This window comes from Micromonospora sp. H33, from assembly GCF_052068455.1.
Taxonomy (GTDB): Bacteria; Actinomycetota; Actinomycetes; order Mycobacteriales; family Micromonosporaceae; genus Micromonospora.
Window position 1 is genome coordinate 724,651 of the sequence record NZ_JBQHDE010000002.1, and the last position, 24,047, is coordinate 748,697.

At 72.7% G+C, this 24,047-nt stretch carries 21 protein-coding genes and 3 pseudogenes; 13 read left to right on the top strand and 11 right to left on the bottom strand.

Annotated elements, in window-relative coordinates; genetic code table 11:
- Nucleotides 1-73: 73 nt before the first annotated feature.
- Nucleotides 74-778 carry a VOC family protein gene (locus ACTMS0_RS08885; RefSeq protein ID WP_441154612.1) on the bottom strand — a complete coding sequence of 235 codons (705 nt, stop codon included), beginning with the start codon at nt 776-778 and terminating at the stop codon, nt 74-76.
- A gap of 253 nt (nt 779-1,031) precedes the next feature.
- The gene (locus tag ACTMS0_RS08890) at nt 1,032-1,610 is read right to left on the bottom strand and encodes a DsbA family protein (RefSeq protein WP_441154613.1); all 579 of its coding nucleotides are present in this window, start codon (nt 1,608-1,610) and stop codon (nt 1,032-1,034) included.
- Between the two features lie 235 nt (nt 1,611-1,845).
- Between ACTMS0_RS08890 and ACTMS0_RS08895 the strand changes: the two genes are divergently transcribed.
- From ACTMS0_RS08895 to ACTMS0_RS08910, 4 genes are read left to right on the top strand one after another with little or no spacing between them, the layout of a single operon-like run.
- On the top strand, nt 1,846-3,132 hold the full coding sequence (locus ACTMS0_RS08895) for an ABC transporter substrate-binding protein (RefSeq protein ID WP_441154614.1): 1,287 nt from the start codon (nt 1,846-1,848) through the stop codon (nt 3,130-3,132).
- 52 nt (nt 3,133-3,184) lie between these two features.
- Nucleotides 3,185-4,180: a carbohydrate ABC transporter permease gene (locus tag ACTMS0_RS08900; RefSeq protein WP_441154615.1), complete on the top strand. Its 996-nt coding sequence runs from the start codon at nt 3,185-3,187 to the stop codon at nt 4,178-4,180.
- A gap of 1 nt (nt 4,181) precedes the next feature.
- Entirely contained in the window at nt 4,182-5,015 is an 834-nt protein-coding gene (locus tag ACTMS0_RS08905) for a carbohydrate ABC transporter permease (protein ID WP_441154616.1), read from the top strand.
- A 9-nt stretch (nt 5,016-5,024) separates the two neighbouring features.
- On the top strand, nt 5,025-6,230 hold the full coding sequence (locus ACTMS0_RS08910; protein WP_441154617.1) for an ABC transporter ATP-binding protein: 1,206 nt from the start codon (nt 5,025-5,027) through the stop codon (nt 6,228-6,230).
- 197 nt (nt 6,231-6,427) lie between these two features.
- Here ACTMS0_RS08910 and ACTMS0_RS08915 read toward each other — a convergent pair whose 3' ends face one another.
- Nucleotides 6,428-7,312 (bottom strand): DNA-3-methyladenine glycosylase family protein, encoded by an 885-nt coding sequence (locus ACTMS0_RS08915; RefSeq protein WP_441154618.1) that lies wholly within the window; start codon nt 7,310-7,312, stop codon nt 6,428-6,430.
- Between the two features lie 11 nt (nt 7,313-7,323).
- Nucleotides 7,324-7,695: a VOC family protein gene (locus tag ACTMS0_RS08920; RefSeq protein WP_441154619.1), complete on the bottom strand. Its 372-nt coding sequence runs from the start codon at nt 7,693-7,695 to the stop codon at nt 7,324-7,326.
- 61 nt (nt 7,696-7,756) lie between these two features.
- Between ACTMS0_RS08920 and ACTMS0_RS08925 the strand changes: the two genes are divergently transcribed.
- On the top strand, nt 7,757-8,230 hold the full coding sequence (locus tag ACTMS0_RS08925) for a MarR family winged helix-turn-helix transcriptional regulator (RefSeq protein WP_441154620.1): 474 nt from the start codon (nt 7,757-7,759) through the stop codon (nt 8,228-8,230).
- Nucleotides 8,227-8,373 (top strand): annotated as a pseudogene (locus tag ACTMS0_RS08930) (aminoglycoside adenylyltransferase domain-containing protein); the annotation flags it as partial. The gene ACTMS0_RS08925 and the pseudogene ACTMS0_RS08930, both read left to right, overlap by 4 nt.
- Before the next feature lie 56 nt (nt 8,374-8,429).
- Here ACTMS0_RS08930 and ACTMS0_RS08935 read toward each other — a convergent pair.
- The 3 genes from ACTMS0_RS08935 to ACTMS0_RS08945 are packed head-to-tail and all read right to left on the bottom strand — an operon-like array spanning nt 8,430 to nt 11,973.
- A complete protein-coding gene (locus ACTMS0_RS08935; RefSeq protein WP_441154621.1) occupies nt 8,430-10,235 on the bottom strand; it encodes a choline/carnitine O-acyltransferase in 1,806 nt (601 codons plus the stop codon).
- A 22-nt stretch (nt 10,236-10,257) separates the two neighbouring features.
- Nucleotides 10,258-11,109 (bottom strand): hypothetical protein, encoded by an 852-nt coding sequence (locus ACTMS0_RS08940; RefSeq protein WP_441154622.1) that lies wholly within the window; start codon nt 11,107-11,109, stop codon nt 10,258-10,260.
- Nucleotides 11,110-11,130: 21 nt separating this feature from the next.
- Nucleotides 11,131-11,973 carry a HalD/BesD family halogenase gene (locus tag ACTMS0_RS08945; RefSeq protein ID WP_441154623.1) on the bottom strand — a complete coding sequence of 281 codons (843 nt, stop codon included), beginning with the start codon at nt 11,971-11,973 and terminating at the stop codon, nt 11,131-11,133.
- Nucleotides 11,974-12,127: 154 nt separating this feature from the next.
- On the opposite strand from ACTMS0_RS08945, the pseudogene ACTMS0_RS08950 reads away from it, so the two are divergent.
- Nucleotides 12,128-12,376: pseudogene (locus ACTMS0_RS08950) on the top strand (hypothetical protein); the annotation flags it as partial.
- Nucleotides 12,377-12,422: 46 nt separating this feature from the next.
- Here the strand turns inward: ACTMS0_RS08950 and ACTMS0_RS08955 are convergent.
- Nucleotides 12,423-13,532, bottom strand: a complete 1,110-nt coding sequence (locus tag ACTMS0_RS08955; RefSeq protein WP_441154624.1) for a winged helix DNA-binding domain-containing protein — start codon at nt 13,530-13,532, stop codon at nt 12,423-12,425.
- A 124-nt stretch (nt 13,533-13,656) separates the two neighbouring features.
- On the opposite strand from ACTMS0_RS08955, the gene ACTMS0_RS08960 reads away from it, so the two are divergent.
- Nucleotides 13,657-14,043 (top strand): hypothetical protein, encoded by a 387-nt coding sequence (locus ACTMS0_RS08960; protein WP_441154625.1) that lies wholly within the window; start codon nt 13,657-13,659, stop codon nt 14,041-14,043.
- A gap of 190 nt (nt 14,044-14,233) precedes the next feature.
- Here the strand turns inward: ACTMS0_RS08960 and ACTMS0_RS08965 are convergent, their stop codons facing one another.
- Complete coding sequence (locus ACTMS0_RS08965; RefSeq protein WP_441154626.1) at nt 14,234-14,722, bottom strand: N-acetyltransferase family protein; 489 nt, start codon at nt 14,720-14,722, stop codon at nt 14,234-14,236.
- Between the two features lie 100 nt (nt 14,723-14,822).
- On the opposite strand from ACTMS0_RS08965, the gene wrbA reads away from it, so the two are divergent.
- Nucleotides 14,823-15,440: an NAD(P)H:quinone oxidoreductase gene (gene wrbA / locus ACTMS0_RS08970; RefSeq protein WP_441154627.1), complete on the top strand. Its 618-nt coding sequence runs from the start codon at nt 14,823-14,825 to the stop codon at nt 15,438-15,440.
- A gap of 84 nt (nt 15,441-15,524) precedes the next feature.
- Here wrbA and ACTMS0_RS08975 read toward each other — a convergent pair whose 3' ends face one another.
- On the bottom strand, nt 15,525-17,438 hold the full coding sequence (locus ACTMS0_RS08975) for a chorismate-binding protein (protein ID WP_441154628.1): 1,914 nt from the start codon (nt 17,436-17,438) through the stop codon (nt 15,525-15,527).
- Between the two features lie 238 nt (nt 17,439-17,676).
- Here ACTMS0_RS08975 and ACTMS0_RS08980 point away from each other — a divergent pair, with 238 nt between their 5' ends.
- The 4 genes and pseudogenes from ACTMS0_RS08980 to ACTMS0_RS08995 all read left to right on the top strand — a co-directional run.
- Nucleotides 17,677-19,056 (top strand): FGGY family carbohydrate kinase, encoded by a 1,380-nt coding sequence (locus tag ACTMS0_RS08980; RefSeq protein WP_441154629.1) that lies wholly within the window; start codon nt 17,677-17,679, stop codon nt 19,054-19,056.
- Between the two features lie 96 nt (nt 19,057-19,152).
- Nucleotides 19,153-21,642 carry a nitrate- and nitrite sensing domain-containing protein gene (locus ACTMS0_RS08985; RefSeq protein WP_441154630.1) on the top strand — a complete coding sequence of 830 codons (2,490 nt, stop codon included), beginning with the start codon at nt 19,153-19,155 and terminating at the stop codon, nt 21,640-21,642.
- Nucleotides 21,639-22,061 (top strand): roadblock/LC7 domain-containing protein, encoded by a 423-nt coding sequence (locus ACTMS0_RS08990; RefSeq protein ID WP_441154631.1) that lies wholly within the window; start codon nt 21,639-21,641, stop codon nt 22,059-22,061. Before ACTMS0_RS08985 ends, ACTMS0_RS08990 begins: the two co-directional genes overlap by 4 nt.
- A 738-nt stretch (nt 22,062-22,799) precedes the next feature.
- A pseudogene (locus tag ACTMS0_RS08995) lies at nt 22,800-22,913 on the top strand (glycoside hydrolase family 48 protein); the annotation flags it as partial.
- Nucleotides 22,914-23,205: 292 nt separating this feature from the next.
- Here ACTMS0_RS08995 and ACTMS0_RS09000 read toward each other — a convergent pair.
- A complete protein-coding gene (locus ACTMS0_RS09000; RefSeq protein ID WP_441154632.1) occupies nt 23,206-23,928 on the bottom strand; it encodes a DUF3159 domain-containing protein in 723 nt (240 codons plus the stop codon).
- Nucleotides 23,929-24,047 lie beyond the last annotated feature (119 nt).

Consider the following 24,047-nt stretch of genomic DNA (forward strand, 5'->3'; position numbering starts at 1 on the left):
AGGCGTGTCGACGTCGATGGCGAACGCGCAGGTAAACGCTAGTCCACCTGGTGGTCGCCGGGTAACCGTCCGCTCACTCGGTGGGACGGGGCGGGAAGGCGCAGAACTCGTTGCCCTCCGGGTCGGCCAGCACCCACCAGCGGGTCTGGTCGGTCGGCTCGCGCAGCAGCGTGGCACCCGCCCGGATCAGGGCGGTCGGCTCCGGGTCGAGCAGGTCGACGTCCCAGTGCATCCGGTTCTTGACCGTCTTGCGCTCCGGCACCGGGTCGAAGACCCAGTACTCCCAGGGGAATCCCGCCGCCCCGACGATGTAGGCGTACCCCTTCTCGCTGATCTCGGCGGTGCCGCCGACGATTCCGGCCCACCACCGGGCCTGGGCGGCCGGGTCGGCCGTGTCGACCACCAGCTCGAACGGACCGGGCCGCGCGCCCTCCCCCGACGCGAACGCGCAGAACAGGTTGCCCTCCGGGTCGGCGAGCACCCACCAGTCGATTTCCGCGTCCGGCTCGCGGACCAGTCGCGCGCCGGCCTCCAGCAGCGGCGCCGGGTCCGCGCCGGACAGCCGCAGATCCAGGTGTACGCGGGTCTTGACGGTACGCGGCTCGGGCACCCGGTTGACCCAGATCGACTCGGCGCCGGAGCGGGCCGCCCGGGGATCGACGCGGGTGTCCCCGCCCCCGGCGTCCACGACCTCCCCGTCGAGCACCCGTCCCCAGAACCCGCCCAGCTCCCGGGCGTCCGCCGCATCCAGACACAGATCCTTGAACCGCACGATCATGCGCGCATCATCCCCCACCGCACCCCACCCCGCACCCCACCCCGCACCCCACCCCGCACCCCACCCCGCACCCCACCCCGCACCCCGGAGCCGGCGCCCGCGGGCGCTGCCCCCCGGAGCACGCCCGTGGCGGCGCTTTCACGGAAAGAGTGGTCATTCGCCGCGACGTGGCCACTCTTTCGGTGAAAGTGCGCGGATCTTGGGGGGAGCGCGGGGCGGTGTCCGGGTCGGGGTCCCGTGTCGGCGGGCGGCGTCAGTGGCGGGCGCGCTTCAGTTCGTGGAAGGTCGGCAGGCGCATCAGCGGGATGGTGCAGTCCCAGATGGTCAGGGCGTCGTCGGTGCCGGGCACCTCGGTGAGGATCGGCCCGTGCAGGCCGCGGTCGGCGCCGGGCACCATCAGCACCGGCGAGCCGATGTCCGGGCCCACCGACGCGTACGCGAGCCCGTGCGACTCGCGTACCGCCTCGTCCCAGCGCTCGTCGTCGAGGGCCGACGCCGCCGCGCCCAGCCCGGCCGCCCCGACGGCCGCCTCCACGACCTTCGGGCCCGGCGGTTTGCCGGCGTCGTGCGTGCGGGCGCCCAACTCGGCGTAGAAGCGGCCGGCGTCGTCGTGCCGCCCCTCGGCGCGCAGGGCCTCCACCAGGCGCAGCGCCCGGCCGGACGCGGTCATCGCCTTGGCGTGCTCGGGCGGGATACCCCCCTCGTTGAGGATGGCCAGGCTGAACGCCCGCCACTCGATGCGCAGGTTGCGGGCGTCGGCGACGGTCACCAGCCAGCGGGACGTACGCCAGGTCCACGGGCAGGCGGGGTCGAAGAAGAAGGTGACGTCCATCGGGCGAGCGTAAGGGCGCCCACGGTCGTCCGCAGCGTGGTGATGTACGCCACACCAACCTCCGTTGCATGGGCCCGGTTGCCGTCAGGTTTCGGAACTTCGCAGGTCGGGCAGTGTTGGGGCCACGAAACGCCCGGGGCGCGACCGAACTGCCTGGTCGGCGCCCCGTCCGTCTCGCCGTGTGCCGGGGCACGGAAGCCTTCCCCCGGCTTGGCCGAGAAGGAGGGGAGGGGCGATGAGCGACTCTGACCAGGCCCGATGGCGGCGTCGACCCCGCGCCCGCGCGGTCGCGGCCGCAGCTGCGCTGACGTTGGTGGCGCCCATGGCCGCCTGCGGGACCGGTGGAGACGGCGGTACGCCCACGATCAACCTGTACTACCCGCCCGAGCAGAACCTGCAGAAGGTCGTCGACGACTGCAACGCGCAGGCCCAGGGGCGGTACAAGATCGTCTACCGGGTGCTGCCCCGGCAGGCCGACGAGCAGCGGGTGCAGATGGTGCGCCGGCTCGCCGCCGAGGACACCGGCATGGACGTCCTCGGCCTCGACGTCACCTGGACCCAGGAGTTCGCCAGCGCGGACTGGATCCGGGAGTGGACCGGGGAGAACAGGGCCGAGGCCGAGCAGGGCACCCTGGAGGGCCCGCTGGAGACCGCCCGGTACGAGGGCCGGCTCTACGCGGCGCCGAAGAACACCAACGTGCAACTGCTCTGGTACCGCAAGGACCTGGTGCCGGAGCCGCCGAAGACGTGGGACCAGATGATCTCGGCGGCCCAGCAGTTGAAGGCGCAGGGCAAGCCGTACCAGGTGCTGACCATGGGTGCCCAGTACGAGGGCCTGGTCGTCCTCTACAACACGCTGGCCGAGAGCGCCGGCGGGCGGATCCTCAACGAGGACGGCACCGAGGCGGTGATGGACGAGGGGACGGTGCGAGCCCTCGACCAGCTCCAGCGCTTCGCCACGTCCGGCGTGACGTCGCCGTCGTTCAGCAACGCCACCGAGGACCCGGTCCGGCTGGAGTTCCAGTCCGGCAACGGCGCCTTCCAGGTGAACTGGCCGTTCGTCTACCCGGCACTGCAGGAGGCGAACCCGGACCTGGCCAAGCAGGTCGGCTGGGCGCGGATCCCGGGCGTCGACGAGAGCACCCCGAGCAAGGTCACGATCGGCGGGGTGAACATGGCCGTCAGCGCGTACTCGGAGCACCCGGAGGAGTCCTTCGAGGCCGCGAAGTGCATCCGCAACGAGAAGAACCAGAAGTTCTCCGCGATCAACGACGGTGTGCCGCCGACCATCGAGAGCATCTACGACGACCCGGAGATGACCGAGGCGTACCCGATGAAGGACACGATCCTCGAGGAGCTGAAGGAGCCGGCGGTGCGTCCGCTGACGCCGGCCTACCAGAGCATCTCCACGGTGACGTCGGCGATCCTCTCGCCGCCGTCGGCGATCCGCCCCGAGCAGACCGCGAACGAGCTGCGCGACGCCATCGCGGACGCGCTCGAGTCGAAGGGGGTCCTGCCGTGAGGGAGCGAACCCGTGACACGGCCGACCGACCAGGCCGCCGGGAGGTGACGGCATGAGCATCAACGCGACGCCGGCGGGCGCGGACATCTCCGCCGACGAGACCGCCACCCGTACCGGGCGGCACGCGGCCGTGCCCGCGCAGCGGGCCAGCCGCCGCAGGGCCCCGCTGAGCGAGAACAAGCGCGCCGAACGGCGGCTCGGCTGGCTGCTCTGCGCGCCGGCCGCGCTGGTCATGGTGCTGGTGACGGCGTACCCGATCCTCTACTCGGTCTGGCTGTCGATGCAGCGCTTCGACCTGCGCTTCCCCGACCAGCGCGAGTTCATCGGGCTGGAGAACTACCTGACCGTGCTGACCAACGAGTTCTGGTGGACGGCGTTCGGCGTGACCATGCTGATCACCGTCGTCACCGTCGCCGTCGAGCTGGTGCTCGGCATGGGGCTGGCGCTGATCATGCACCGGACGCTGGTCGGCCGGGGGATCGTCCGGACCGCGGCGCTGATCCCGTACGGCATCGTCACGGTCGTCGCCGCCTTCTCCTGGCGGTACGCGTGGACGCCCGGCACGGGCTACCTGGCGAACCTCTTCGACGGCAGCGCCCCGCTCACCGAGCGGGCCAGCTCGCTGGCGATCATCATGCTCGCCGAGATCTGGAAGACCACCCCGTTCATGGCGCTGCTGCTGATGGCCGGCCTGGCCCTGGTGCCGGACGACCTGCTCAAGGCGGCCTCCACCGACGGGGCGACGGCCTGGCAGCGGTTCACCAAGGTGATGCTGCCGGTCATGAAGCCGGCGATCCTGGTCGCCCTGCTGTTCCGCACGCTGGACGCGTTCCGCGTCTTCGACAACATCTACATCTTGACGTCGGGGGCGAACGAGACGTCGTCGGTGTCGATGATCGCCTACAACAACCTGATCCGGGGTCTGAACCTCGGCATCGGGTCCACGATGTCGGTGCTGATCTTCATCACCGTGGCGATCGTCGCGTTCATCTTCGTGAAGCTGTTCGGTACCGCTGCCCCCGGCAGCGACGACGGGGAGAGGCGCTGAGATGGCGGACACCACCACCAAGGCCAAGCTGCGCTGGGGACTGCTCGACGTCGTCGTGGTCGTCTTCGCGTTGATCCCGGTGCTGTGGATCATGTCGTTGTCGTTCAAGACCCCGGCGACGCTCACCGACGGGAAGTTCATCCCGCGGGAGTGGACGCTGGACAACTACCGGACGATCTTCCAGACCGACCAGTTCGTCCGGGCGTTGGTCAACTCGATCGGCATCGCGTTGATCGCGACCCTGGTCGCGGTGGTGCTCGGCGCGATGGCGGCGTACGCGATCTCCCGGCTGGACTTCCCCGGCAAGAAGCTGCTCGTCGGCGTCTCGCTGCTGATCGCGATGTTCCCGCAGGTGTCGCTGGTGTCGCCGCTGTTCGAGATCGAGCGGCAGCTCGGCCTCTTCGACACCTGGCCCGGCCTGATCCTGCCGTACATCACGTTCGCCCTGCCGTTGGCGATCTACACGCTGTCGGCGTTCTTCAAGCAGATCCCGTGGGACCTGGAGAAGGCGGCGAAGATGGACGGCGCCACGCAGGGCCAGGCGTTCCGCCGCGTCATCGCGCCGCTGGCCGCGCCGGGGCTGTTCACCACGGCGATCCTCGTCTTCATCTTCTGCTGGAACGACTTCCTCTTCGCCATCTCGCTGACCTCCACCGAGCGGTCCCGTACGGTGCCGGTCGCGCTGTCGTTCTTCACCGGCGAGTCGCAGTTCGAGGACCCCACCGGGGCGATCTGCGCCGCCGCCGTGGTGATCACCATTCCGATCATCCTGTTCGTGCTCTTCTTCCAGCGCCGCATCGTCTCCGGCCTGACCTCCGGCGCAGTCAAGGGATAGGTGGTAGTCGTGGCTGACATCGCGCTCGACAAGGTGAGCAAGAAGTTCCCGGACGGCACCGTCGCGGTGCAGGACGTCGACCTGGAGATCGCCGACGGCGAGTTCGTGATCCTGGTGGGACCGTCCGGCTGCGGGAAGTCCACCACCCTCAACATGATCGCGGGCCTGGAGGACATCAGCTCCGGCGAGCTGCGCATCGGCGGGGAGCGGGTCAACGACAAGGCACCCCGGGACCGGGACATCGCCATGGTGTTCCAGTCGTACGCCCTCTACCCGAACATGACCGTCCGGGAGAACATGGCGTTCCCGCTGCGCCTGCAGAAGCTGGACAAGGAGACCATCAACCAGAAGGTGGAGGAGGCGGCGAAGGTCCTGGAGCTCACCCCGCTGCTGGACCGCAGGCCGGCCAACCTCTCCGGCGGCCAGCGGCAGCGGGTGGCGATGGGGCGGGCGATCGTCCGCCAGCCCAAGGCGTTCCTCATGGACGAGCCGCTGTCCAACCTGGACGCCAAGCTGCGGGTGCAGATGCGGACCGTCGTGTCCCGCCTGCAGAAGCAGCTCGGCACCACGACCGTGTACGTGACCCACGACCAGACCGAGGCGATGACCCTCGGCGATCGCGTGGTCATCATGCGGGGCGGCGCGGTGCAGCAGGTCGGCCCGCCGCAGGAACTGTACGACCACCCGCGCAACCTCTTCGTCGCCGGGTTCATCGGCTCGCCGGCGATGAACTTCCTGCACGCGGCGGTGCAGGACGGCTCGCTGCGGACGGCGCTCGGTGACGTGCCGATCGGCGACCGGGTCCGCCGCCAGCTCGAGGGCGCGGACGCCCCGCGCGAGCTGATCCTCGGCATCCGTCCGGAGCACTTCGAGGACGCCGCGCTGGTGGACGACGACACCCGCCGCCGGGGCATGGAGTTCGAGGCGCCGGTGGAGATCGTCGAGTCGATGGGCTCCGACAAGTACGTCTACCTCAGCGTCGAGGGAGAGCGGGCCAGTGCCGCCGAGCTGGAGGAACTGGCCGCCGATGCCGGCGCCGACTTCACCGGCGGCGGCGCGAGCCTGGTCACCCGGCTGTCGGCCGAGTCGGCCGTACGGGAGGGGGAGAGCCACCGGGTGTGGTTCAACCTGGAGAAGATCCACCTGTTCGACCCGGCCAGCGGGCGCAACCTGACCCTGCACGAGGGCCGGGCGGCGGGGGCGCTGGCCGACTGACAGAGGGTCGGATCTGTCGAACGGATGGGCTCGCTGTCTCGTGCTCGAATGCGTGAGACAGCGGGCCGTCGGTTCGCACGGGGCTCGCACGGCGTGGGCGTCAGGTCAGGGAAGGTCGGGATCTGGGTGCGATCCCCGGGCCGGCAATCGGCGACACCGACGCGGAGTTGCCGTCCGTGAAGTGTGGTGTTTCTTGATCAACGGTATGCGGCGGGGCCGGTTGTCGAGCGGCCGCTGATTTCGTGGGTGCGTTGTTCGCGGAGGGTGCGGAGATGGACGGCCGCCCAGGTGCGGTAGGGCCGCCAGGCCGGCGCGACGTGCGTGAGGGTGGTGTCGGGCCCGTACTGCTGGACGATCTCGGCGTCGAGGCGGGTCTCGTGGTGCGGGAGGCCGTCGGGGTGGTTGGCGCCGCGGATGACGACGAGTTCGGCGGCGAACGGACCGAGCCCCTTCACCTGCTGCACCTGCGCGACGGCGGCCTCGGGGTCGAGGTCCCGCAGACGACTGCCGTCCAGGACCCCGTCGAGGGCGGCATCGGCGACGGCGCGCAGGTACTCGGGTTTGCGGCCGGGCAGGTCGAGGTCGAGCATCCGCAGCCGGCCGGGGGCGGGGAAGGTGCCGTCGTGGCCGTGCCGGCGAATGAGGTCGGCGCGCAGGTAAGCGGCCTGCGTGATGCGGATGCGTTGCGACAGCACGGCCCAGGCGGCTGCCTCGTACGGCGAGTGGAATCCGCACGGCCGCAGGCCGGGCAGCTGCTGCTGCGCCGCGCCGATGACCGGGTCGCGGTCGCCGACGGCCGGCCACCCGCGCCCGTCGACGTCGAGGGAGAGGAACCGGGCGGTCTGCGCGGCGGCGGCGTCCAGGTCCCCGTCGCCGGCCACCGTGATGCGGGCCGCGGTGCCGTCCTGCCTGACGATCGCCGCCGCGTGGGACCAGTCGCCCTCGACGAGGAACACCGTCCGCAGCTCGGCGGCCTCGTCCCGCTCGGGCAGGGCCGCGGGAGCGAAGCCCTCCCAGAAGGTCCGGCTGGTGGCCAGCGACCACGGGCCGGCCACCTCCCGTACGGTCGTGTGCTGCCTCATGGCTGGCCGCCTCAGCCCTGGTCGTGGACGGTGACGGCGTAGCCGTCCGGGTCACGGAAGGTGAAGGCGCGGCCGAACGGCCCGTCGACCGGTGCGGCGACGATCGGCACGCCGGCGGCCGCGAGGTCGTCATGCAGCGCCTGCGCGTCGTCAGCTCGCAGCCACAGCGCCACTCCGGCGCCCGGCTGCGGCGTCACGGCGTCCAGGTCGAGGCCGGGCAGCGGCGTCCGCACGGCAAATGGCACGGGGCTCGTCGCGAACACCACGGCGCCGGGCGGGCTGGCCAGGGTTCGGCGCATCCCGAGCCGAGTCTCGTAGAAGGCTGCGGCGGCGTCGACGTCGCGCACCTGCAGAGCGATGAAGTCGGGTCCGGTGACGGTCATGGTTCCCCCTCGAGGTTGATGTCAGTATCCTGACATTGCCAGAGTATGTCAGGATACTGACATGGCGCAAGGTGTAGGCGATCTCGAGATGTCGGTGGGGTACGCGCTGAAGCAGGCTGCGGCGGCGCTACGGACGGCGATGGATGCAGGACTCCGGCCGCTGGGGCTGTCGGTGCCGCAGTATGCGTGCCTCGAACTGCTCGGCCAGCGGCCCGGCCTCTCGGCGGCCGAACTCGCACGCAGCGCGTTCGTCACTCGACAGTCGATGCACGCCCTTCTGCTGGGTCTGGAGGAGCGCGGGCTGCTGGCCCGAGCCACCACCGCCGCCCGAGGGCGGGCCCTGCCCACTGAGCTCACCGACCCCGGGCGACGCGTCCTCGCCCAGGCCAGCGAGACCGTCGCCGAGATCGAGCGACGCATGACCGACGCGCTGCCCGCCGCCGCGCAGCAGCGGCTCCGCGCCGACCTCGCCGCCTGCGCGGCCGCGCTCACCGAGCCACCGCCCTCGGAAGGCACCGACCATCCCGCTGCATGAACCGGTCCAAGGACGCCGCGGCCGACTTCGTTCTCGACCGCCTGCCAGCCGCGCACCGCCCGGTGCTGGCCGACGACGCCCGGGCGATCTATCGCGGGCTCGCCGCCGAGACCTGGGACGCGCTGCGGGACCGGGTCCGCCGCCACGCCGACATCAGATCGCGGAGATCGAGCGGCCGGCGGCGGACCCGTGACCCGGCCTACCGCTCGTCGAGCAGGTCGCGCAGCTCACGCAACGCTTCGCGGAGCCGGTCGGCAAACGTGTACATCATGCCGGCGACCGGGCGCGGGGTGCTGAGGTACAGGTTGAACCGGTCCGGCAGCAGCACGTACGCGATCCCGATGCAGCGACTGCTGGTGGCCCCGAACCCGAAGTAGCGGATGCTGGTCGACGGCGCCGAGCTGGTGCTCAGGTAGTCGTCGCGCATCGTGAGCCACCCCGGCGTCTCGTACAGCCGGGGCGACTCGGGCACGCCGAGCGCCGCCCCACGCCGCTTTTGGATCAGCTGCAGCTCCCACAGGTGCTGCTCCGGTGCCGCACCGGCCTGGCACTGCTTCGCCCGTTCGACATGCTTGTCGGCCGCGGCCCGGAACGCCGCCCGCCGCTCGTCGGGTGACGCGGCGGGGTCGTCCATCGTGGACACGAACCGCAGCACCTCGGGCGTGACGACGCGCATCGCCTCGGTCCGCCCCCGCAGGTACTGGCGGGTGGCGATGGACTCGTACGTGGCGCCGATGAAGCCCTTGGCCCGCTTGTGCGCGAGCTGGTATGCCACCTGCACGAACGCGTCCGGCGACATCCGCAGCCGCTTGACCTCGTCCACCCCGAACTCGTCGAAGGACAGGGTCACGGTGGCGGTGTCCGCGCCGTATTGGGCGAACGACCGTGCCGCGGCGGCGATGTCGGCCCGCAGCGCGTCGTCGAGCACGAACGTGACCGGCTCGATCGCCGGCACCCCCTGCGCCGCCGCACCCGACTGCGCGGCGTGCTCCTCGGGCGACGCGGCGAGCATCGTGTCGACGAAGCTGAGGATGGTGGTGCCGTCCAGTCCGCAGTGCTCGACGTTGATGCCGGCCGTGCCGTCGGCGAACACGATGAGCGACACCGCCTTGTCGAACCACCGGTTGGCGCTGTCGCCGTGCAGCAACTGGTCGCAGGCCGCCAGGTCGTCGGCCGGCGTCAGGTCCTCCAGGCACACGCAGAACAGCGCCGTCTCGATGGTGTCCAGCGCCGCGGCGTTACCGGGATCCAGTGCCGCCAGCCGGTCCCTGGCCGCCGCCCATTCGGCCCGGGCCATCGTCGTGAGATGACCGGCCGCGGTGGCCGTCGCGGCCCGCGCGGCACCGGCCTTCTGCACCTCACGCAGGCCGGCCGCCAGGTCGTCGAGGGAGTACGGGCGCCCGTCCGGACCGACCACGTCCATCCGGAACGCGTTGCCGCGCTGGAACACCACGATGTGCCGCGCCGTCGACGGGCCCGGCATCTCGTCGCTGTACGGCGCTCGGACGGTGTCCTGCACCGGCCCTGGGATGCGGGTGGTCGAGAACAGGAACTTGTTCTGCTCCATCGACAACGGCTGCCCGCGCGTCACGATCGGCGGGATGCGCTCGTCGTCGAGCTGGGTCTTGTAGTTCACGGCGGCGGCGATGAGCCTCGCCGCGCGCTCCACCTGCGGCTCGGCGAACCCGCGCAACGGCGTGTCGCGGAACAGGAAGATGAAGTTGGCGTTCAACGCGATCCGGTCCCGGCGACCGAGATAGCGCGCCGGCCAGAACGTGTCCAACCAGCTGTGCGTGGCCGGATCGGCGTTGTACCGCACCAGATCGGCGTGCAGCTTCGGCCCCGGACCGTCGGCCCGCCCGAACTCCTGCACCGCGGCCTCGGTGTCGGCGAACTCTTCCTCCGTCAGCAGCGGCGCAGACCACTCGAGGAACCGGGCGCAGGTGTCCTCCAGCGCGGGCAACGGCACCCGCGGCAGCGTGTCCTCGTTTTCGAACGTGCTCACTCGGTCTCCTGGAACTCGCTGCTCATCGGGCGGCCTTCTGGGTCATTGACTGGTCAACGTCAAAGGTCAAGGGGTCGGGAGTGCCGATGGGCCGGGAAACGTAGAGCTGAGCGTACAACCAGCCGTCGGTCTCCAGACCCTCCGGATCAACGCCGGCGGCGGACATCGTCTCCAGCACCTGCCGCTGTTCCCGGTCGGACGCGAAACGGCGCTGCCGGAACGTCCCGTCCACCCGCACCGTGTCGTAACCGAGGGCCGCGAGGCTGTCGGCGATCGGTTCGAACGGGAACATCCGCAGCGCGAAATGCGCCATCCACGGCAGCCGGTCCCGGCGGGAGTCGACCACGCGCACGAGCGTCCGGCTGGTGACGTAGCCGAGGCAACCGGTGGAGATCACGATGTCGGCACCGGCGAACAGGGCGCGCTGCCGCGCCGTGGGTTCGCGCGCCTCCAGGTCGGCCTGCACGGCGTCGTCGAGGAACCCGGCCGCCGATGCGTACCCCAGCGCCGGCCGGGACACGTCCAACCCCACGAACCGGGCCGGGGACCGGTGCGCCCGGACCAGCTCACGATCGCGCTCCAGCAGCGCTTGCCGGGTGCACTCGGCGCCGGCGTAGCGGTCGTACAGGTCGTCCATGGTGGCGTCGCAGCGCAGCAGCGCCGCGTTGACGCCGTAGGAGCAGCCGACGTCGACGACGGTCGGGACGGCCACCTGCCGCGATTGGCGGTACTGCCCGATGATTTGCTGGAAATAGGGCTTGGCGAGTTGGGGAATGTAATAGTCGAGCTCACGCAGGGTGGTGAAATAGGCGCGGGGATCGGGTTGCGTGTAGATGCCGTCGAGGGAAACTTTTCCGGTCCGGTCGAAACGCACGGGGGCGGCTCCTCGCGATTACTAATCCAGCAACTGGTCGACTCGCACGGCATTGCGCTCGGCGTCGCGGTGCGCGGGCAGGACCCGGCCGAACAGCTGCCGCGTACGGGCGACGCTGCCGATCACGCCAGGGCGTTCGGAGTAGGCGAAGATCGCTGAGTGCCGGGCGGTGGCGCCGCGCACCGCGCTCACCCGGTGCAGCGCGTACCGGCCCTTGAACAGCTGGAGGTCACCGGGGCGCAGGGTCAGGGCCCGCACTGGCGAGCGGTCGGCGCCGGTGAGCACCGAACGGACGGCGCCGAAGTTCTCCGCGCCCGCTGAACGGATGTTCGGGCAGTACTCGAAGACGCCGCCCTCCTCCGGCTCCTGGGTCAGCATGCTGACGGTGAACTCGTTGGTGTCGAAGTGCCACGGGTGCTCCATGCCGGGCTGCACGACGTTGAGCACCAGGCCGGACAGCGGGTCGGCGAGCTCGTGCAGCTCCGGGAGTTCGAAGCAGGCGGCGACGAAGCGCACGAACGACGGGTCGGTGTAGAGCCGGTGGATGACACTGTCGGTGGGGATCCGGTCGCGCGGGACGAACGCGTTGCCGCGCTGCATGACGATGCGGCCCGGGTGCTCGGCCGGCAGGTCGTCGTCGAACGCGATGTTGTAGACGTTGGTCTCCTCAACGTCGTAGTACGCCAGCGGGGCGACCCCGGCGCCTTCCCGCCGCAGCGCCTCCCAGCTACTCGGCAGAATGAACTCCGGCAGCACGCTGCACCCGAGTTCGCGCAGTTCGGTGCGCGTTTGGGAAACGACGCGTTCCCATGCGTCGCTTCCCGGGTCGGCCAGTGGATAGCGCGCGGTGTCCACGATATTCATTTTGGACGGATCCCTTCTTCAATGGTGGCGGCATGAAGAAATGTGGAATCCTAACAAGATTCACCGGCGTCTAGCCCCATTGGTTACATTGTTCACAGCGCCGCGGCCGGAGCGCGGCCCGTTGGACCAGCCCAACTACTGGTAGTCCGCCACGATGTGGGCATGCCGGGCGTGTGTCCAGCCGTGGCCGTGTGCCGAGGCCCGCCTCCTGCTGAAGGCCGAGTTCGAGGGAAGATACCCGACCCTGTCGATCTACCTCGCCGGCCTGCTGTACGAGGCGATGCACGACCTGTATCACCTGAATCCGTACGACGGGCCGAGCCCGGGTGACCTGTTCCACCGCTTTGTCGGGTGGGGCCCGTTCCGCAAGCCGATGGTGCGCCCACCGTCCCCACCCGGATGAGAAGAGCCCGGTGCCGCCGACGCGATCAGCGGCACTGGCATGGTCGTCAGTCGGACGAGTCGAGGCGCAGCTCCCGGCCGAGAAAGTCGGCGTAGCGGGTCAGGGCGCGCTCCACGCGCGCCCGGGCCCGGTCGTCGAGGGGCACCAGCGGCTGCACCCGGACCGTCACCCGGGTCGGGTGGACCGTCCGCTTCCAGGTGCCGACCACCCGGCCGCCGCGCACGATCGTCGCCTGGAAGACGCCGTTGCCGCCCGGCACGATCGCGTCGGCGTGCGCAGGGTCGACCATGAGCGAGCGGTCCCGGTATCCCAGCAGGTACTCGTCGAAGCCCGGCAGCACCAGCAGGTCGTCGACCCGGCGGGGCGCCGCGTCGAGCAGGGCCGCGTCGACCACCGCGTCCGCACCGTCCACGCGGACCGGTGCGAGCGCCTCGCCGGCGGCGGCGATCCCCCGGCGGGCGTCGGTGAGTGTCAGCCCCGTCCAGCCGGCGAACTCCCGTGCGGTGACCGGGCCGTGGGAGCGCACGTAGCGGTGGGCGAGCAGCGCCAGCGCCTCGTCCCGCTCGGGCCGGTGCGGCTCCGGCGCCCACTCGTCGAGCAGGGCGAAGGTCTGCTCTGTGCCGACGCTCGGGGCGAGGCAGGTGACGCCCCGCAGGCTCGCGTACGACAACAGGTGGTATCCCCGTTGCCCGGCGGTGCCGATGCCGGCCGCCTCCAGCGTGGCCAGGCACTGGGCGCGGGTCAGCCGACCGCCGCCGGCCAGCGCGCCGCCGAGCACCTCCACGGCCCGCTCGGCGTCAGCCTCGGTGAGGCCGAGCTGCGCGCGGCGGGTCGCGGCGGCGACCAGCGTGCGGACGCCGGTCAGCTCCAGCATCCAGCGGGCGTCGCGGGGCGGGACCAGATGGATGGTGCCCCGCATCGGCCACGTGCGCAGTGCCTCCCGGCGCTCCAGCGCGGCCGACACCTCCGCCTGGCGCAGCCCGGGAAGCCGGGCACCCAGCGACCACAGGCCGCTCGCCAGGTCCTGCGCCTGCATGGCTCCGAACCACTCCACCACGCCCGCCACCGTGCCGGGGGGCCCGCCCGGACGGGGGCGGAGCAGCAGGCTGGTCATCCGCAGCGCGAGCGCGGCCCGCCCGGTCAACTCGACGCCCATCCGGCTCCTCCGTCGCTGGGGTGGCCGCCAGCGTACGGGTGCTCACCGACAGGGTGCATAAGCCGGAACGCAGGGGGGATGCGACGGCTCGAGTACGCGCACCCAGCGCGCGGGAGGGAGCGACATGACTGCGTCAAGTGAGCCGGTCCGTGGCGCCGGCGCACCGACCCGCACCCGGGGCGGTGCCGGGGCGAAGACCAGCGCGGCGGCCACCTTCGCGCTCGTGTTCGGGGTGGCCGGGCTGTTCAGCGTGCTGACCGCGGTGCTGGCGCCGGTCGGGGTGGTGCTCGGCATCATCGGCGTCATCCTCGGCATCGTCGCGCTGCGGATGTCCCGCCGTCCGGGCGTCACCGGCCGGGGGGTCGCGATCGGCGGTCTGGTGCTCAGTGCCCTGGCCGTCCTGATCGGGTTGGCGCTCGGCGCCGGCTTGACCACCGTCATCAACAACGAGGCGGCGGTGGACCGGCTGCAGCAGCAGGTGGACGACCTGCGGGACCGCCTGGACGAGTGACCGTCGGGCGGAGCGGGGCGGAGCCCCGGATCGCGCTCACGCCGGCCCCCTTTTGCCGGCGGAGCGCGATCCCCCGTTCAGGTGCACCGGTGCGGGGGCGACCGCCCGGCACCGGTGCGACCAGCATCCCCGCCCACCCGCCGTCATGACACCGGCACGGAGCGGAACTTGCGGAAATCTTGAGGAGTGTTTACAGGAAGCGGTGCATGACCAGCAGGTCCACGTACCCCTCGGTCGGGTGCCGGAAGCCGTCCGGCACCCGACCGACGACGTCGAAGCCCAGCGACCGCCACAGCGCCACCGCCCGGGTGTTCGTGGCCACGACCGCGTTGAACTGCATCGCGCGGTAGCCCTGGGCGCGCGCGAGGTCGAGCACGTACGCGCCCAGCGCCCGCCCCACCCCGCGCCGGCCGGCGGCCGGATCGACCATGAAGCTCGCGTTCGCCACGTGGTCGCCCGGGCCGGCCTCGTTGGGAACCAGCTTGCCGGAGCCGAGCACGGTGCCGTCGGTGTCGACCGCGACCACGACGCGCCCCGGCGGCGGAACCAGCCACAGCCGGCGGGCCTGCTCCTCGTCCACGTCCCGGGGCCAGGTGTACGTCTCACCGGCCGCCACGATCTCGCGCAGGAACGCCCAGATGCCGGGCCAGTCGTCCGGTGCGGCGTCGCGGATCTCCACGGGACGAGCATGCCACCCGGCCCCGAGCCGGCGGAGTTTGACTCCGCAACTAAGGGGTAGACGGCCGGGCTGATTCGATCGTGGAGGAGGAAGACATCCGATGGCTGCCCAGACCAAGGTCGCGGTGATCTACTACAGCGCTACCAGCATCACCTACCAGTTGGCGCAGGCGGTGTGCGAGGCGGCCGGCGACGCCGGCGCCGAGGTACGGCTGCGGAAGGTGCGCGAGCTGGCGCCGGACGAGGCGATCCGGTCCAACTCGGGCTGGCAGGCGCACCACCTGGAGACCCAGAGCGTGCCCGAGGCCCAACTGGACGACATCGCGTGGGCCGACGTGGTGATCTTCGGCTCGCCCACCCGGTACGGCATGATCGCGGCCCAGCTCAAGCAGTTCATCGACACCACGGGCCCGCTGTGGGCGCAGGGCGCGCTGACCAACAAGGTCTATTCCGCCTTCACCTCGACGGCCACCTCGCACGGCGGTCAGGAGACGACGCTCACCTCGTTGTTCACGGTCTTCTACCACTGGGGCGGGGTCGTGGTCACCCCCGCGTACACCGACCCGAGCCAGTTCGTCGCCGGCAACCCGTACGGCGCGTCGCACACCAGCAACAACGGCGAGATCGCCCCGGACAGCCTCGCGCTGGGCGCGGCGGCGCTCACCGCCCGGCGCGCCGTGGAGATCGGGACCGCGCTGAAGAAGGGCCTGGCCGGCTGAGCCGGACGACCGGCGGTGCCCGGCGGGGCTCTCGGCCCACCCGGCGTCGCCGGTCGTCGCCAGCTGTACCCCGGACCGGTGGCGCTACGCCCGGGTCACCGCCGGTGGCGTGCTCGGCGCGGGCAGCAGCCCGCCGAGCAGGTCGGCGAGGACGTCCACCCCGTCCGCGCTGAGCACCGACTCGGGGTGGAACTGCACCCCGGCCACGCCCGTGCCGCGCAGCGCGTGCACCGCACCGTCGGTGGCGTCGCGGGCCACCTCCACCGGCCCGTACGGGGTGTCCAGCCGGTCGGCGTCCGCCCGGGCGGTGAACGTGGAGTAGAAGCCGACCCGCCGCCGGGCGCCGAAGAGCGGCACCTCCCGTTGCAGCCCCTGGTAGGGGGCGTCCCGTCGGTGCAGCGGCAGCCCCAGCAGCCCGCAGAGCAGTTGATGGCCGAGGCACACCGCCAGGGTCGGCCGGCCGGCGGCGAGCAGCCCGGCCAGCACCCCCCGCATCGTCGCCATCTTCGGCGCGGCCAGGTCCGTCGGGTCGCCCGGGCCGGGGCCGACGACGACGAGGTCGTACCCGTCCACCGCGCCGGGCGCGTCCCACGGGCGCAGGTCGACGGTGAGGCCGAGCGCCCGCAACTGGTGCGAGAGCATGCCGGTGAACGTGTCCTCCCCGTCGACGATCAGCGCGCGGCGGCCGGCGAGGCCGGGGAGCCCGGGTGCGGCCACCGGCCGCTGGTCGAGCCAGAACCGGGCCAGCGGCGCGTTGCGGGCGGCCAGCGCCGCGCGTACCTCGGGGTCGTCGGCGAGCCGGCTCAGCGACCCCGAGGCCGGTACGGGCGCCTGCGGCCCGAGGCCCAGCGCGGCGAGGACGCCGGCGGCCTTGGCGTGGGTCTCGGCCACCTCCCCCTCGGGGGTCGAGTGGCGGACCAGGGTCGCCCCGACCGGCACCCGCAGCTCGCCGGCGGGGGAGAGTTCGGCGGTACGGATCAGGATCGGCGCGTCCAGCGTCTGCCGGCCGGCCTCGTCGCGGCCGAGCAGCGCCAGCACCCCCGCGTAGTAGCGCCGGCCGGTGCGCTCGTGCCGGGCGATGACCCGGCAGGCGTTCTCCATCGGACTGCCGGTCACCGTGGGCGCGAACATCGTCTCCCGCAGCACGTCGCGGACGTCCTTCGAGCCGCGGCCGGCGAGCAGGTACTCGGTGTGCGCGAGGTGCGACATCTCCTTCAGGTACGGCCCGACGACCTGGCCACCCCGGTCGGCCACGGTGGCCATCATCTTCAGCTCCTCGTCGAGCACCATGTACAGCTCCTCGACCTCCTTCGGGTCGGCGAGGAAGCGCAGCAGCGCGGCGCGGTCGACCGCCGTACCGGTGTGCCGGAACGTGCCGCTGATCGGGTTCATCATGACCAGCCCGTCGTCGACGCTGACGTGCCGCTCCGGGCTCGCCCCGACCAGCGTGCGGGTACCGGTGTGCACGACGAACGTCCAGTACGCGCCCCGCTCCCGAGTCAGCAGGGAGCGCAGGGCCGCCAGCGCCGCCCGCAGCGGCGGACCCTGCACGGTGGCGTGCAGGGTCCGGTGGATGACGAAGTTGGCGCCCTCTCCGCGGCCGATCTCCTCCGCCAGCACCCGGCCCACGGTGGCCGCGTACTCGTCGTCGGTGACGTCGAAGCGGGCACCGCTGGTGACCACCGGCGCGTCGGGCAGCGCGTCCAGCGCCGCGGCGAGATCGACCCGGTCGTGCCGGTCGACGGCCAGGCACTCCAGCGGGATGCCGTCGTCGACGCAGGCGAAGCCGCGCTCGGTGACCTGCCGGTACGGCACCAGCGCCAGCGTGCGCGGCCCGGGCGCCCCGTCGGGCAGCGGGATGTCGGCGAGCCGCTCCACCACGTCCACCGTTCCGGTGAACAGGTCCAGGTGGTCGGCGCCCTCGCGGCGGACGAGCGCGAACGGGCCGGGATCGACGCCGGCGGCGACGGCGGCGAGCAGCGTGGGCAGGTGGGTCATCGGGTCTCCTCGGGCCGGGTGCCGCCCGGCGGGGCGGTCGGGGTGCCCGGATGAGACCGGCGGCCGCCTCGTCGGGCGGCCGCGTGGGAAGCTACGCGCGGGGGATGGCCGCCGGATCGGCGGGCCACCAGCAGGACAGACGCGCGAGCATGCGCTCACCCTACGCGGTGCCCGCCCCGGGCGGAAGCCGGACGCGTCAGGCGGCGGGACGCCGACGAGCCGGATAACGTGACCGGCGATGAAGATTCTCGCGCTCGACCTGGGCACCTCCTCGGTGCGCGGCCTCGTGCTGGACGGCGACGCCCGGCCGCTGCCCGGGGCGCTGGCCCGGCGCCGGGTCACCCTCACGGTCGGCGAGGACGGCACCGGCACGCTGGACGCCGAGGGTTACCTGGCCTGCCTGGCCGAGTGCCTGGACGAGCTGGCGGCGGGCGGCCACCTGCGCGACGTCCAGCTGGTGGCGACCTCCGCGCAGTGGCACTCGGTGGTTCCCCTGGGCCACGACGGGACACCGCTGGGGCCGGTGCTGGCCTGGCTGGACACCCGACCGGAGCCGGCGCCGGGCGCGGCCGGTCCGGCCGACCCGGACGCCTTCCACCAGCGCACCGGCACGTGGTGGCACCGCTGCTACTGGACGGTGCGGCTGCCCTGGCTGCGGGAGCGGACCGGCGGTCGGGTCGCCCGCTTCGCCGGCCTGGCCGAGTACATCTTCGGCGCGCTGCTCGACGCCGCTCCCATGTCGGTGTCGCAGGCCTCCGGCACCGGCCTGCTCGACCTGCGCACGCTCGACTGGGACCCGGAGGCGTGCGCGCTGGCCGGCGCGCGCGGCGGGGACCTGCCCGAGCTGGCGCCGGTCGGTTGGCGCGGGCGGCTACGCCCGGAGCACGCGCGCCGGTGGCCGCAGCTCGCCGACGTGGGCTGGGCCGCGCCGGTGGGCGACGGCGCGGCGTCCAACGTCGGCTCCGGCTGCGTCGACGCGACCCGGGCGGCGGTGACCGTGGGCACCTCGGCGGCGGTCCGGCTGGTCGAGGCACTCCCGGCGGGAGCCCCGCCACCGCGTCTGTCCCAGGATCTGTGGCGGTACCGGGTCGACCACGACCACGTGGTCACCGGCGCGGCGTACTCCTCGGGGGGCAACCTCTTCACCTGGGCGAAGCGGGAGCTGCGCCTGCCGGAGGGGGCCGCGTTGAACGAGGCCCTGGCGCTGGTCCCCGTCGACGGCGGGCGGCCGGCGAACGTCCGCTTCGGTGGCGACCGCCCGCCGGGTGTGGCGCCGGCCGGCTCGGGCGAGGTTCGCGGGCTGAGCTTCGGCACGACCTCGGTGGAGATCTTCGCCGGGTTGATGCGCGGCCTGTGTGACCTGGTCGCGGAGGACCTGGCGGTGCTGGAGTCCGGCGTGGACAGTCGGGTCGAGGTGGTCCTCGGTGGAGGCGCGCTGGCCGCGTCCCGGTGGTGGCGGGCGGCCTTCGGCGCGGCCCTGGCCCCCCGGCCGGTGTGGTACCAGCGGAACCCGGAGATCGGCGCGACGGGCGCGACCCTCGTCGCGCTGGGTCGTGTCGGCGACGCCGCACGGCTCGCCGACATCGGCCGGACGGACGACACCACCTCACCTTCCTGAATCGCAGCTACGCCTGGCCCGTTGACACAGCTCCCGGGCCTGGTTGGATGGACTCCGCTCCTCGGGTCGCAGGAGCGGGAGCCGCGGGAGGCACGTGTGGGGGCAGGTCCGGAGCCGGCGCAGAGCGCGGTGCCGAGCCACCGCCGGCGCCGGTTCGACGTCCGGGTCGTGCCCCACCGACGGCGGTCGGCGCTGCGCCTGCGCGACTGGCGCATGCGCACCAAGCTCACCACCGTGCTGGTGATCCCCTCGCTGGCGTTCCTGGTGCTGGCTGCCGTGCAGACGCAGGGCCTGGTCGGGCGGACCACGGCGCTGGGCGACTTCGCCCAGCAGGTCGGCATCGGCCGGGAGATCACCGCGGCGGTGCACCAGCTCCAGCAGGAACGCGACCGCACCGCCGGCGAGCTGGGCGCGCTGGGGCGGGCGGGCGACGCGGCCGACCCGAACGCCGCCACCCTCGCGCTCACGCCGCTGCACGCGGTGAGCGACCGGGCGATGGGCGACCTCGGCCGGGCCGCCGAGCCCCTCGCCGACGCCGACGCGGCGTGGCGGGTCGCGTACTCCGAGGTGCAGGAGGCGTACGAGCAGGTCCTCTCGATCCGGGCGGCGGTGCCGCAGGGGGTGCTCGGCAACGACACGATCCTCGGCGCGTACAACCGGGTGGTCGATGCGCTGCTGAACCTGCTGGCGGAGCCGAGCCCCGGCGAGGACCGGCCCGCGCTCAGCGACGCGGTCCTGCGCTACGTCCAGCTCGCCCGCGTCAAGGAGCTGACCTCGCGGGTCCGCGCCCAGCTCTACGAGGCCGCCCGCGCCGGCGGCTACGAGGTGGAGGACCAGGTCCTCCTGACCGACCTGCGGGCCCAGCAGCTGACCGCGTTGGGCGCGTTCCGGGTCGCGGCCACCAACGACCAGATCCGCCGGTACGACGAGACCTCGGTGGACCCGGCGTTCGCGGCGGCGACCCGGCTGGAGGAGCAGAGCCTGCCGCGCGACGGTGCCGCACCGGTAATGCTGCCGGCGACCCAGTGGTGGGCGGCCAGCGAGCAGCGCCAGGAACTGCTCCGTCAGGTCGAGGCGTCGGTGCTGGAGGACGCGGTCCGGCAGGCCGACGAGGTGAGCGCCGCCCAGCTGCGGACCACCCTGCTCGTCGTCAGCGTGGTCGTCGCGGTGCTGCTGGTCGCGATGCTCATCTCGCTGCTGGTCGGCCGGTCCATCGCCCGGTCGATGCGCCTGCTGCGCAGCCAGGCCCTGCGGATCGCCCAGCTCGAGCTGCCCGACGCCCTGGACCGGCTGCGGACGGTCACCGGCGGCGTACCGGCCATCGACGTGGCACCGGCGGTCGTCCGGTCGCTCGACGAGATCGGCGAGTTGGCCGAGGCGTTCGTCGCGGTGCACCGCAGCGCGGTCAGCGTCGCCGTCGAGCAGGCCACGATGCGGCGCAACGTCAACGCCATGTTCGTCAACCTCGCCCGCCGCAGCCAAGTGCTCGTCGAACGCCAGCTGGAGCTGCTGGACAACCTGGAACGCGAGGAGAACGACCCGGACCAGCTGGAGAACCTGTTCAAGCTGGACCACCTCGCCGCCCGCATGCGGCGTAACGACGAGAGCCTGCTGGTGCTGGCGGGCACCGAGTCGACCCGTCGGTGGAACCGGCCGGTCGGTCTCGGCGCGGTGCTCCTGGCGGCCAGCGCCGAGATCGAACAGTACCAGCGGATCCGCCACGACGAGGTCGCCGACCTGCACGTCGTCGGCCACGCCATCGGCGAACTCGTCCACCTCCTGGCCGAGCTGCTGGAGAACGCCACCGCCTTCTCGCGTCCGGACACGACGGTCGAGGTCACCGCCGTCCAGGAGCACCGCGGGGCGCTCATCGAGGTCGTCGACCACGGCATCGGCATGAGCCCGACCGCGCTGGCGGAGGCGAACGCCGTCCTCGCCGCGCCGCCCGCCGCCGACGTCGCCACCGTGGAGCGCATGGGCCTGTTCGTGGTCAGTCACCTGGCCGCCCGCCTCGGCGTCGAGGTGCGGCTGCACGCCGGGGAGACCGGCCTGGTGGCCCGCGTCCGGCTGCCCCTGGGGCTGCTGGCCCCCGCGCCCGCCGCCGACCTGGAGCCGGCCGGGCGGTCGGCGGCCGGCCCGGCCGGGGGCCGCCGGGGGCCGGTGGAGCTGCCGGTGGCCGGACGGCGCCCGGAGGCCGTGGCGCCGCGGCAGACGCGCGGGGTCCCGGTACGGGCCGAGGACGTGCTCTCCCCGACGGCCGGCGCGCCCGCCCAGACCGGCGGCGGCTGGTGGACCCGCCAGGGCCCCACCCGGGCGGCCGAGGACACCGCCGCCCCGCCGTCCGTCCCGGTAACGGGCGGCACCAACGACCGCGGCCTGCCCGTCCGGGTGCCGATGGCGCAGCTCGCCGCCGTCACCCGCTCGGCGCGGCCGGACGAACCGGCACGACGCCACGAACCGGACCCGGAGGCGGTCGGCGGCATGCTGTCACGCCTGTACAGCGGGGTCCGGCGGGCCGAGGCCGAGGACACCACCGAACTGCCCGTGCCGCTGGAGCGCGGGAGCACCGAAGGGGGACAGCAGTGACGACGTTGAGCCAGGAGGCCCGTGACCTCAGCTGGCTGGTCAGCGCGTTCGCGCAGCGGGTGCCGGGGGTGGCGCACGCGGTCGTGGTCTCCTCCGACGGGCTGCTGGTGGCCCTCTCCGACCACCTGCCCCGCGACCACGCCGACAAGCTCGCCGCCGTCACCTCCGGCCTGATGAGCATCACCGCCGGCGCGGCGCAGATGTTCGACGGGGACGTGGTCAAGCAGACCGTGGTCGAGATGGGGCGCGGCTACTTCCTGGTGATGCAGGTCCGCGACGGCTCCATCCTGGCCACCCTGGCCGGCGCTGACGCCGACATCGGTGTGGTCGGCTACGAGATGGCGCGGCTGGCCAAGCAGGCGGGGGAGATGCTGACCCCCGCGCTGCGCGCGGAGCTCCAGCAGGCCCTGCCCCGCTGACCACGGCGCACCGCCCGGCGGGACGATGCGGTGTCGAGGCGTCCGCCTCTTTCCGACCGTGAACGGGGGCAGGCAACTGTCGCTGGTGGAGTAAGCGTTGGTACCCATTGGTGCGCTCCTGCGGTACGGTGGCTGGTGCCGGGCGGGCGAAAACCAAGTTCGCCCGGCACGCCGGGTTCCTGCGGCGGCAGGTTAAATGCGCCAGCTAGATCGGTACCGGGAGTGCCTCGGGAACCAGACCCGCAAGGGTCGAACGGACGCGGAGACCATGTAAGACCAGCGCCTTCGCTGGCAGCGGTCGGTGAAGCGTCAACCTCGCACCGCTTAGGTGGGTAAGACGAGGAGCGTCCCGCCGCAAGGCGGGACTGTGGGTACGTGGGCTTACTGATGCTCACTCACTCGCAACGGCAACCCCCGTCCCCACCGGTGCTGCACACGCACGTTCGGGATGGGCGTCCAGTCGTGCGTGTCGCGCGGGAGCCGGGCCACACGAGCGGCCTGAGGATCCACCTCCCTCCACTGTGGCGGGATGGTGGCTGGCGGCGGCGTCCGGGCTGGCCCGCCGTCAGCCCTCGGGGCTTCCCCGGTCCCGACAGGGCCGGGCCCGGGTGATCTTCCTGGTGGAACTCCATCGGTGGAAGCGCTCCCATCAACGATGGTGCGACTGTAACGCCCGTCAATGCTTTGTGAAATCCCCTAAACGAGAAGGACTCGGCGCACTACCTGCTCTCCTGGTACTACGCGTGGGGCGGCGCGTACGAGCCGAACCCGGAACCCGACTTCCGGTACCACCGGTTCTGGGCCCAGGCGGACGTCGCGATGGCGTACGCCGACTACGGGAAAGCTGTTCCCCAACGGCTGACCGCACCCCTCCGGGCGGACGTCGAGCACGCCCGCCCGGAGCGCCGGTCGGGGCGCGGGGGAACGCGGCGCCCGACCGGCGGACGGCCTGACGCCCACGGCCAGGCCGGGGGTGGGCCGGTCATCCGGCCGACGCAGCGGATCGGCCGGCCCACCCCACCACCCGGTTGTGCACAGGGCGCGAAAAAGCCCGAAAAAGGGGCCCGTCCGGGATCACGGACGGGACCGCGACGGAGTAACGTACGTCACCGGAGAGGCCGCTCCCCCCGTGGCGGCCTCTCCCTCATTTTTCGGCACTCATCGTCCGTGGGCCGTGGGCCGTGGTCGCCGGCGCCGCCGACGGCGCCGGTTCGACGGGATGGCGCAGGCCGCGATGGCCGGCGGGCAGCGACCGCCGGACGACCATCCAGCTCACCGCGAGGGCGGTGGCCACCAGCGGCCAGGTCAGCGCCACCCGGGCGACGGTCAGCGCGACGACCTGCCCACCGAGCCACAGCGGCAGGAAGACCGCCACCCGCAGCAGATAGGTGGCCGCCCACACCCAGGAGCCCCGCCCGTACGCCCGCTGCAGCGCCGGATCCCGCCGCCACCGGCCGCGCTGGCCGAGGGCGACGCCGACGAGCACCCCGAGCAGCGGCCAGCGGATCACGATGCTGACCATCCAGGCGAGCGCGCTCGCCGCGTTGGCCACCAGTTGCACCAGGAAGAAGTCCTCGGCGCGGCCGGTCCGCAGCGCGACCAGCGCGGCGACGCAGACGGCGAGCAGGCCGACCAGCACCGACCGGGGCCGCTGCCCGCGGTGCCACCGCCATCCGGCCACCGCCGCCCCCGTCACCAGCGCGGCGCCCACGCCGAGCGGCAGCGACTCCCCGCCGAGCAGCCAGCCCGCGGCGAACGCCACCGGCGGCAGGGTGGCGTCGACCGCCCCGCGGCGCCCGCCGAGCAGGTCGGCGAGCGACTCCGGCCGCCCCGCCGGGGTCGTCCCGTGCTCCGGTGTACTGGTCACCGTCACCTCCTACCGTCCGCGCCACGAGTTCCGGTCGAGCCGGCGTCCGCGCGCCGTCCCGGCACCGCCCGCCGGCGGCCGCCGGGCCCGGGGCAGGCCGACCAGCACGTACGAGGCAC

Coding starts and splice junctions, on each gene's coding strand:
- ACTMS0_RS08955 (WP_441154624.1), bottom strand. CDS start 13,532: ATGGGCGTCGAGTTGACCGGGCGGGCCGCGCTCGCGCTGCGGATGACC.
- ACTMS0_RS08920 (WP_441154619.1), bottom strand. CDS start 7,695: ATGACCGTCACCGGACCCGACTTCATCGCTCTGCAGGTGCGCGACGTC.
- ACTMS0_RS08885 (WP_441154612.1), bottom strand. CDS start 778: ATGATCGTGCGGTTCAAGGATCTGTGTCTGGATGCGGCGGACGCCCGG.
- ACTMS0_RS08925 (WP_441154620.1), top strand. CDS start 7,757: ATGGCGCAAGGTGTAGGCGATCTCGAGATGTCGGTGGGGTACGCGCTG.
- ACTMS0_RS08960 (WP_441154625.1), top strand. CDS start 13,657: ATGACTGCGTCAAGTGAGCCGGTCCGTGGCGCCGGCGCACCGACCCGC.
- ACTMS0_RS08895 (WP_441154614.1), top strand. CDS start 1,846: ATGAGCGACTCTGACCAGGCCCGATGGCGGCGTCGACCCCGCGCCCGC.
- ACTMS0_RS08980 (WP_441154629.1), top strand. CDS start 17,677: ATGAAGATTCTCGCGCTCGACCTGGGCACCTCCTCGGTGCGCGGCCTC.
- ACTMS0_RS08890 (WP_441154613.1), bottom strand. CDS start 1,610: ATGGACGTCACCTTCTTCTTCGACCCCGCCTGCCCGTGGACCTGGCGT.
- ACTMS0_RS08975 (WP_441154628.1), bottom strand. CDS start 17,438: ATGACCCACCTGCCCACGCTGCTCGCCGCCGTCGCCGCCGGCGTCGAT.
- ACTMS0_RS08905 (WP_441154616.1), top strand. CDS start 4,182: ATGGCGGACACCACCACCAAGGCCAAGCTGCGCTGGGGACTGCTCGAC.
- wrbA (WP_441154627.1), top strand. CDS start 14,823: ATGGCTGCCCAGACCAAGGTCGCGGTGATCTACTACAGCGCTACCAGC.
- ACTMS0_RS08900 (WP_441154615.1), top strand. CDS start 3,185: ATGAGCATCAACGCGACGCCGGCGGGCGCGGACATCTCCGCCGACGAG.
- ACTMS0_RS08915 (WP_441154618.1), bottom strand. CDS start 7,312: ATGAGGCAGCACACGACCGTACGGGAGGTGGCCGGCCCGTGGTCGCTG.
- ACTMS0_RS08945 (WP_441154623.1), bottom strand. CDS start 11,973: ATGAATATCGTGGACACCGCGCGCTATCCACTGGCCGACCCGGGAAGC.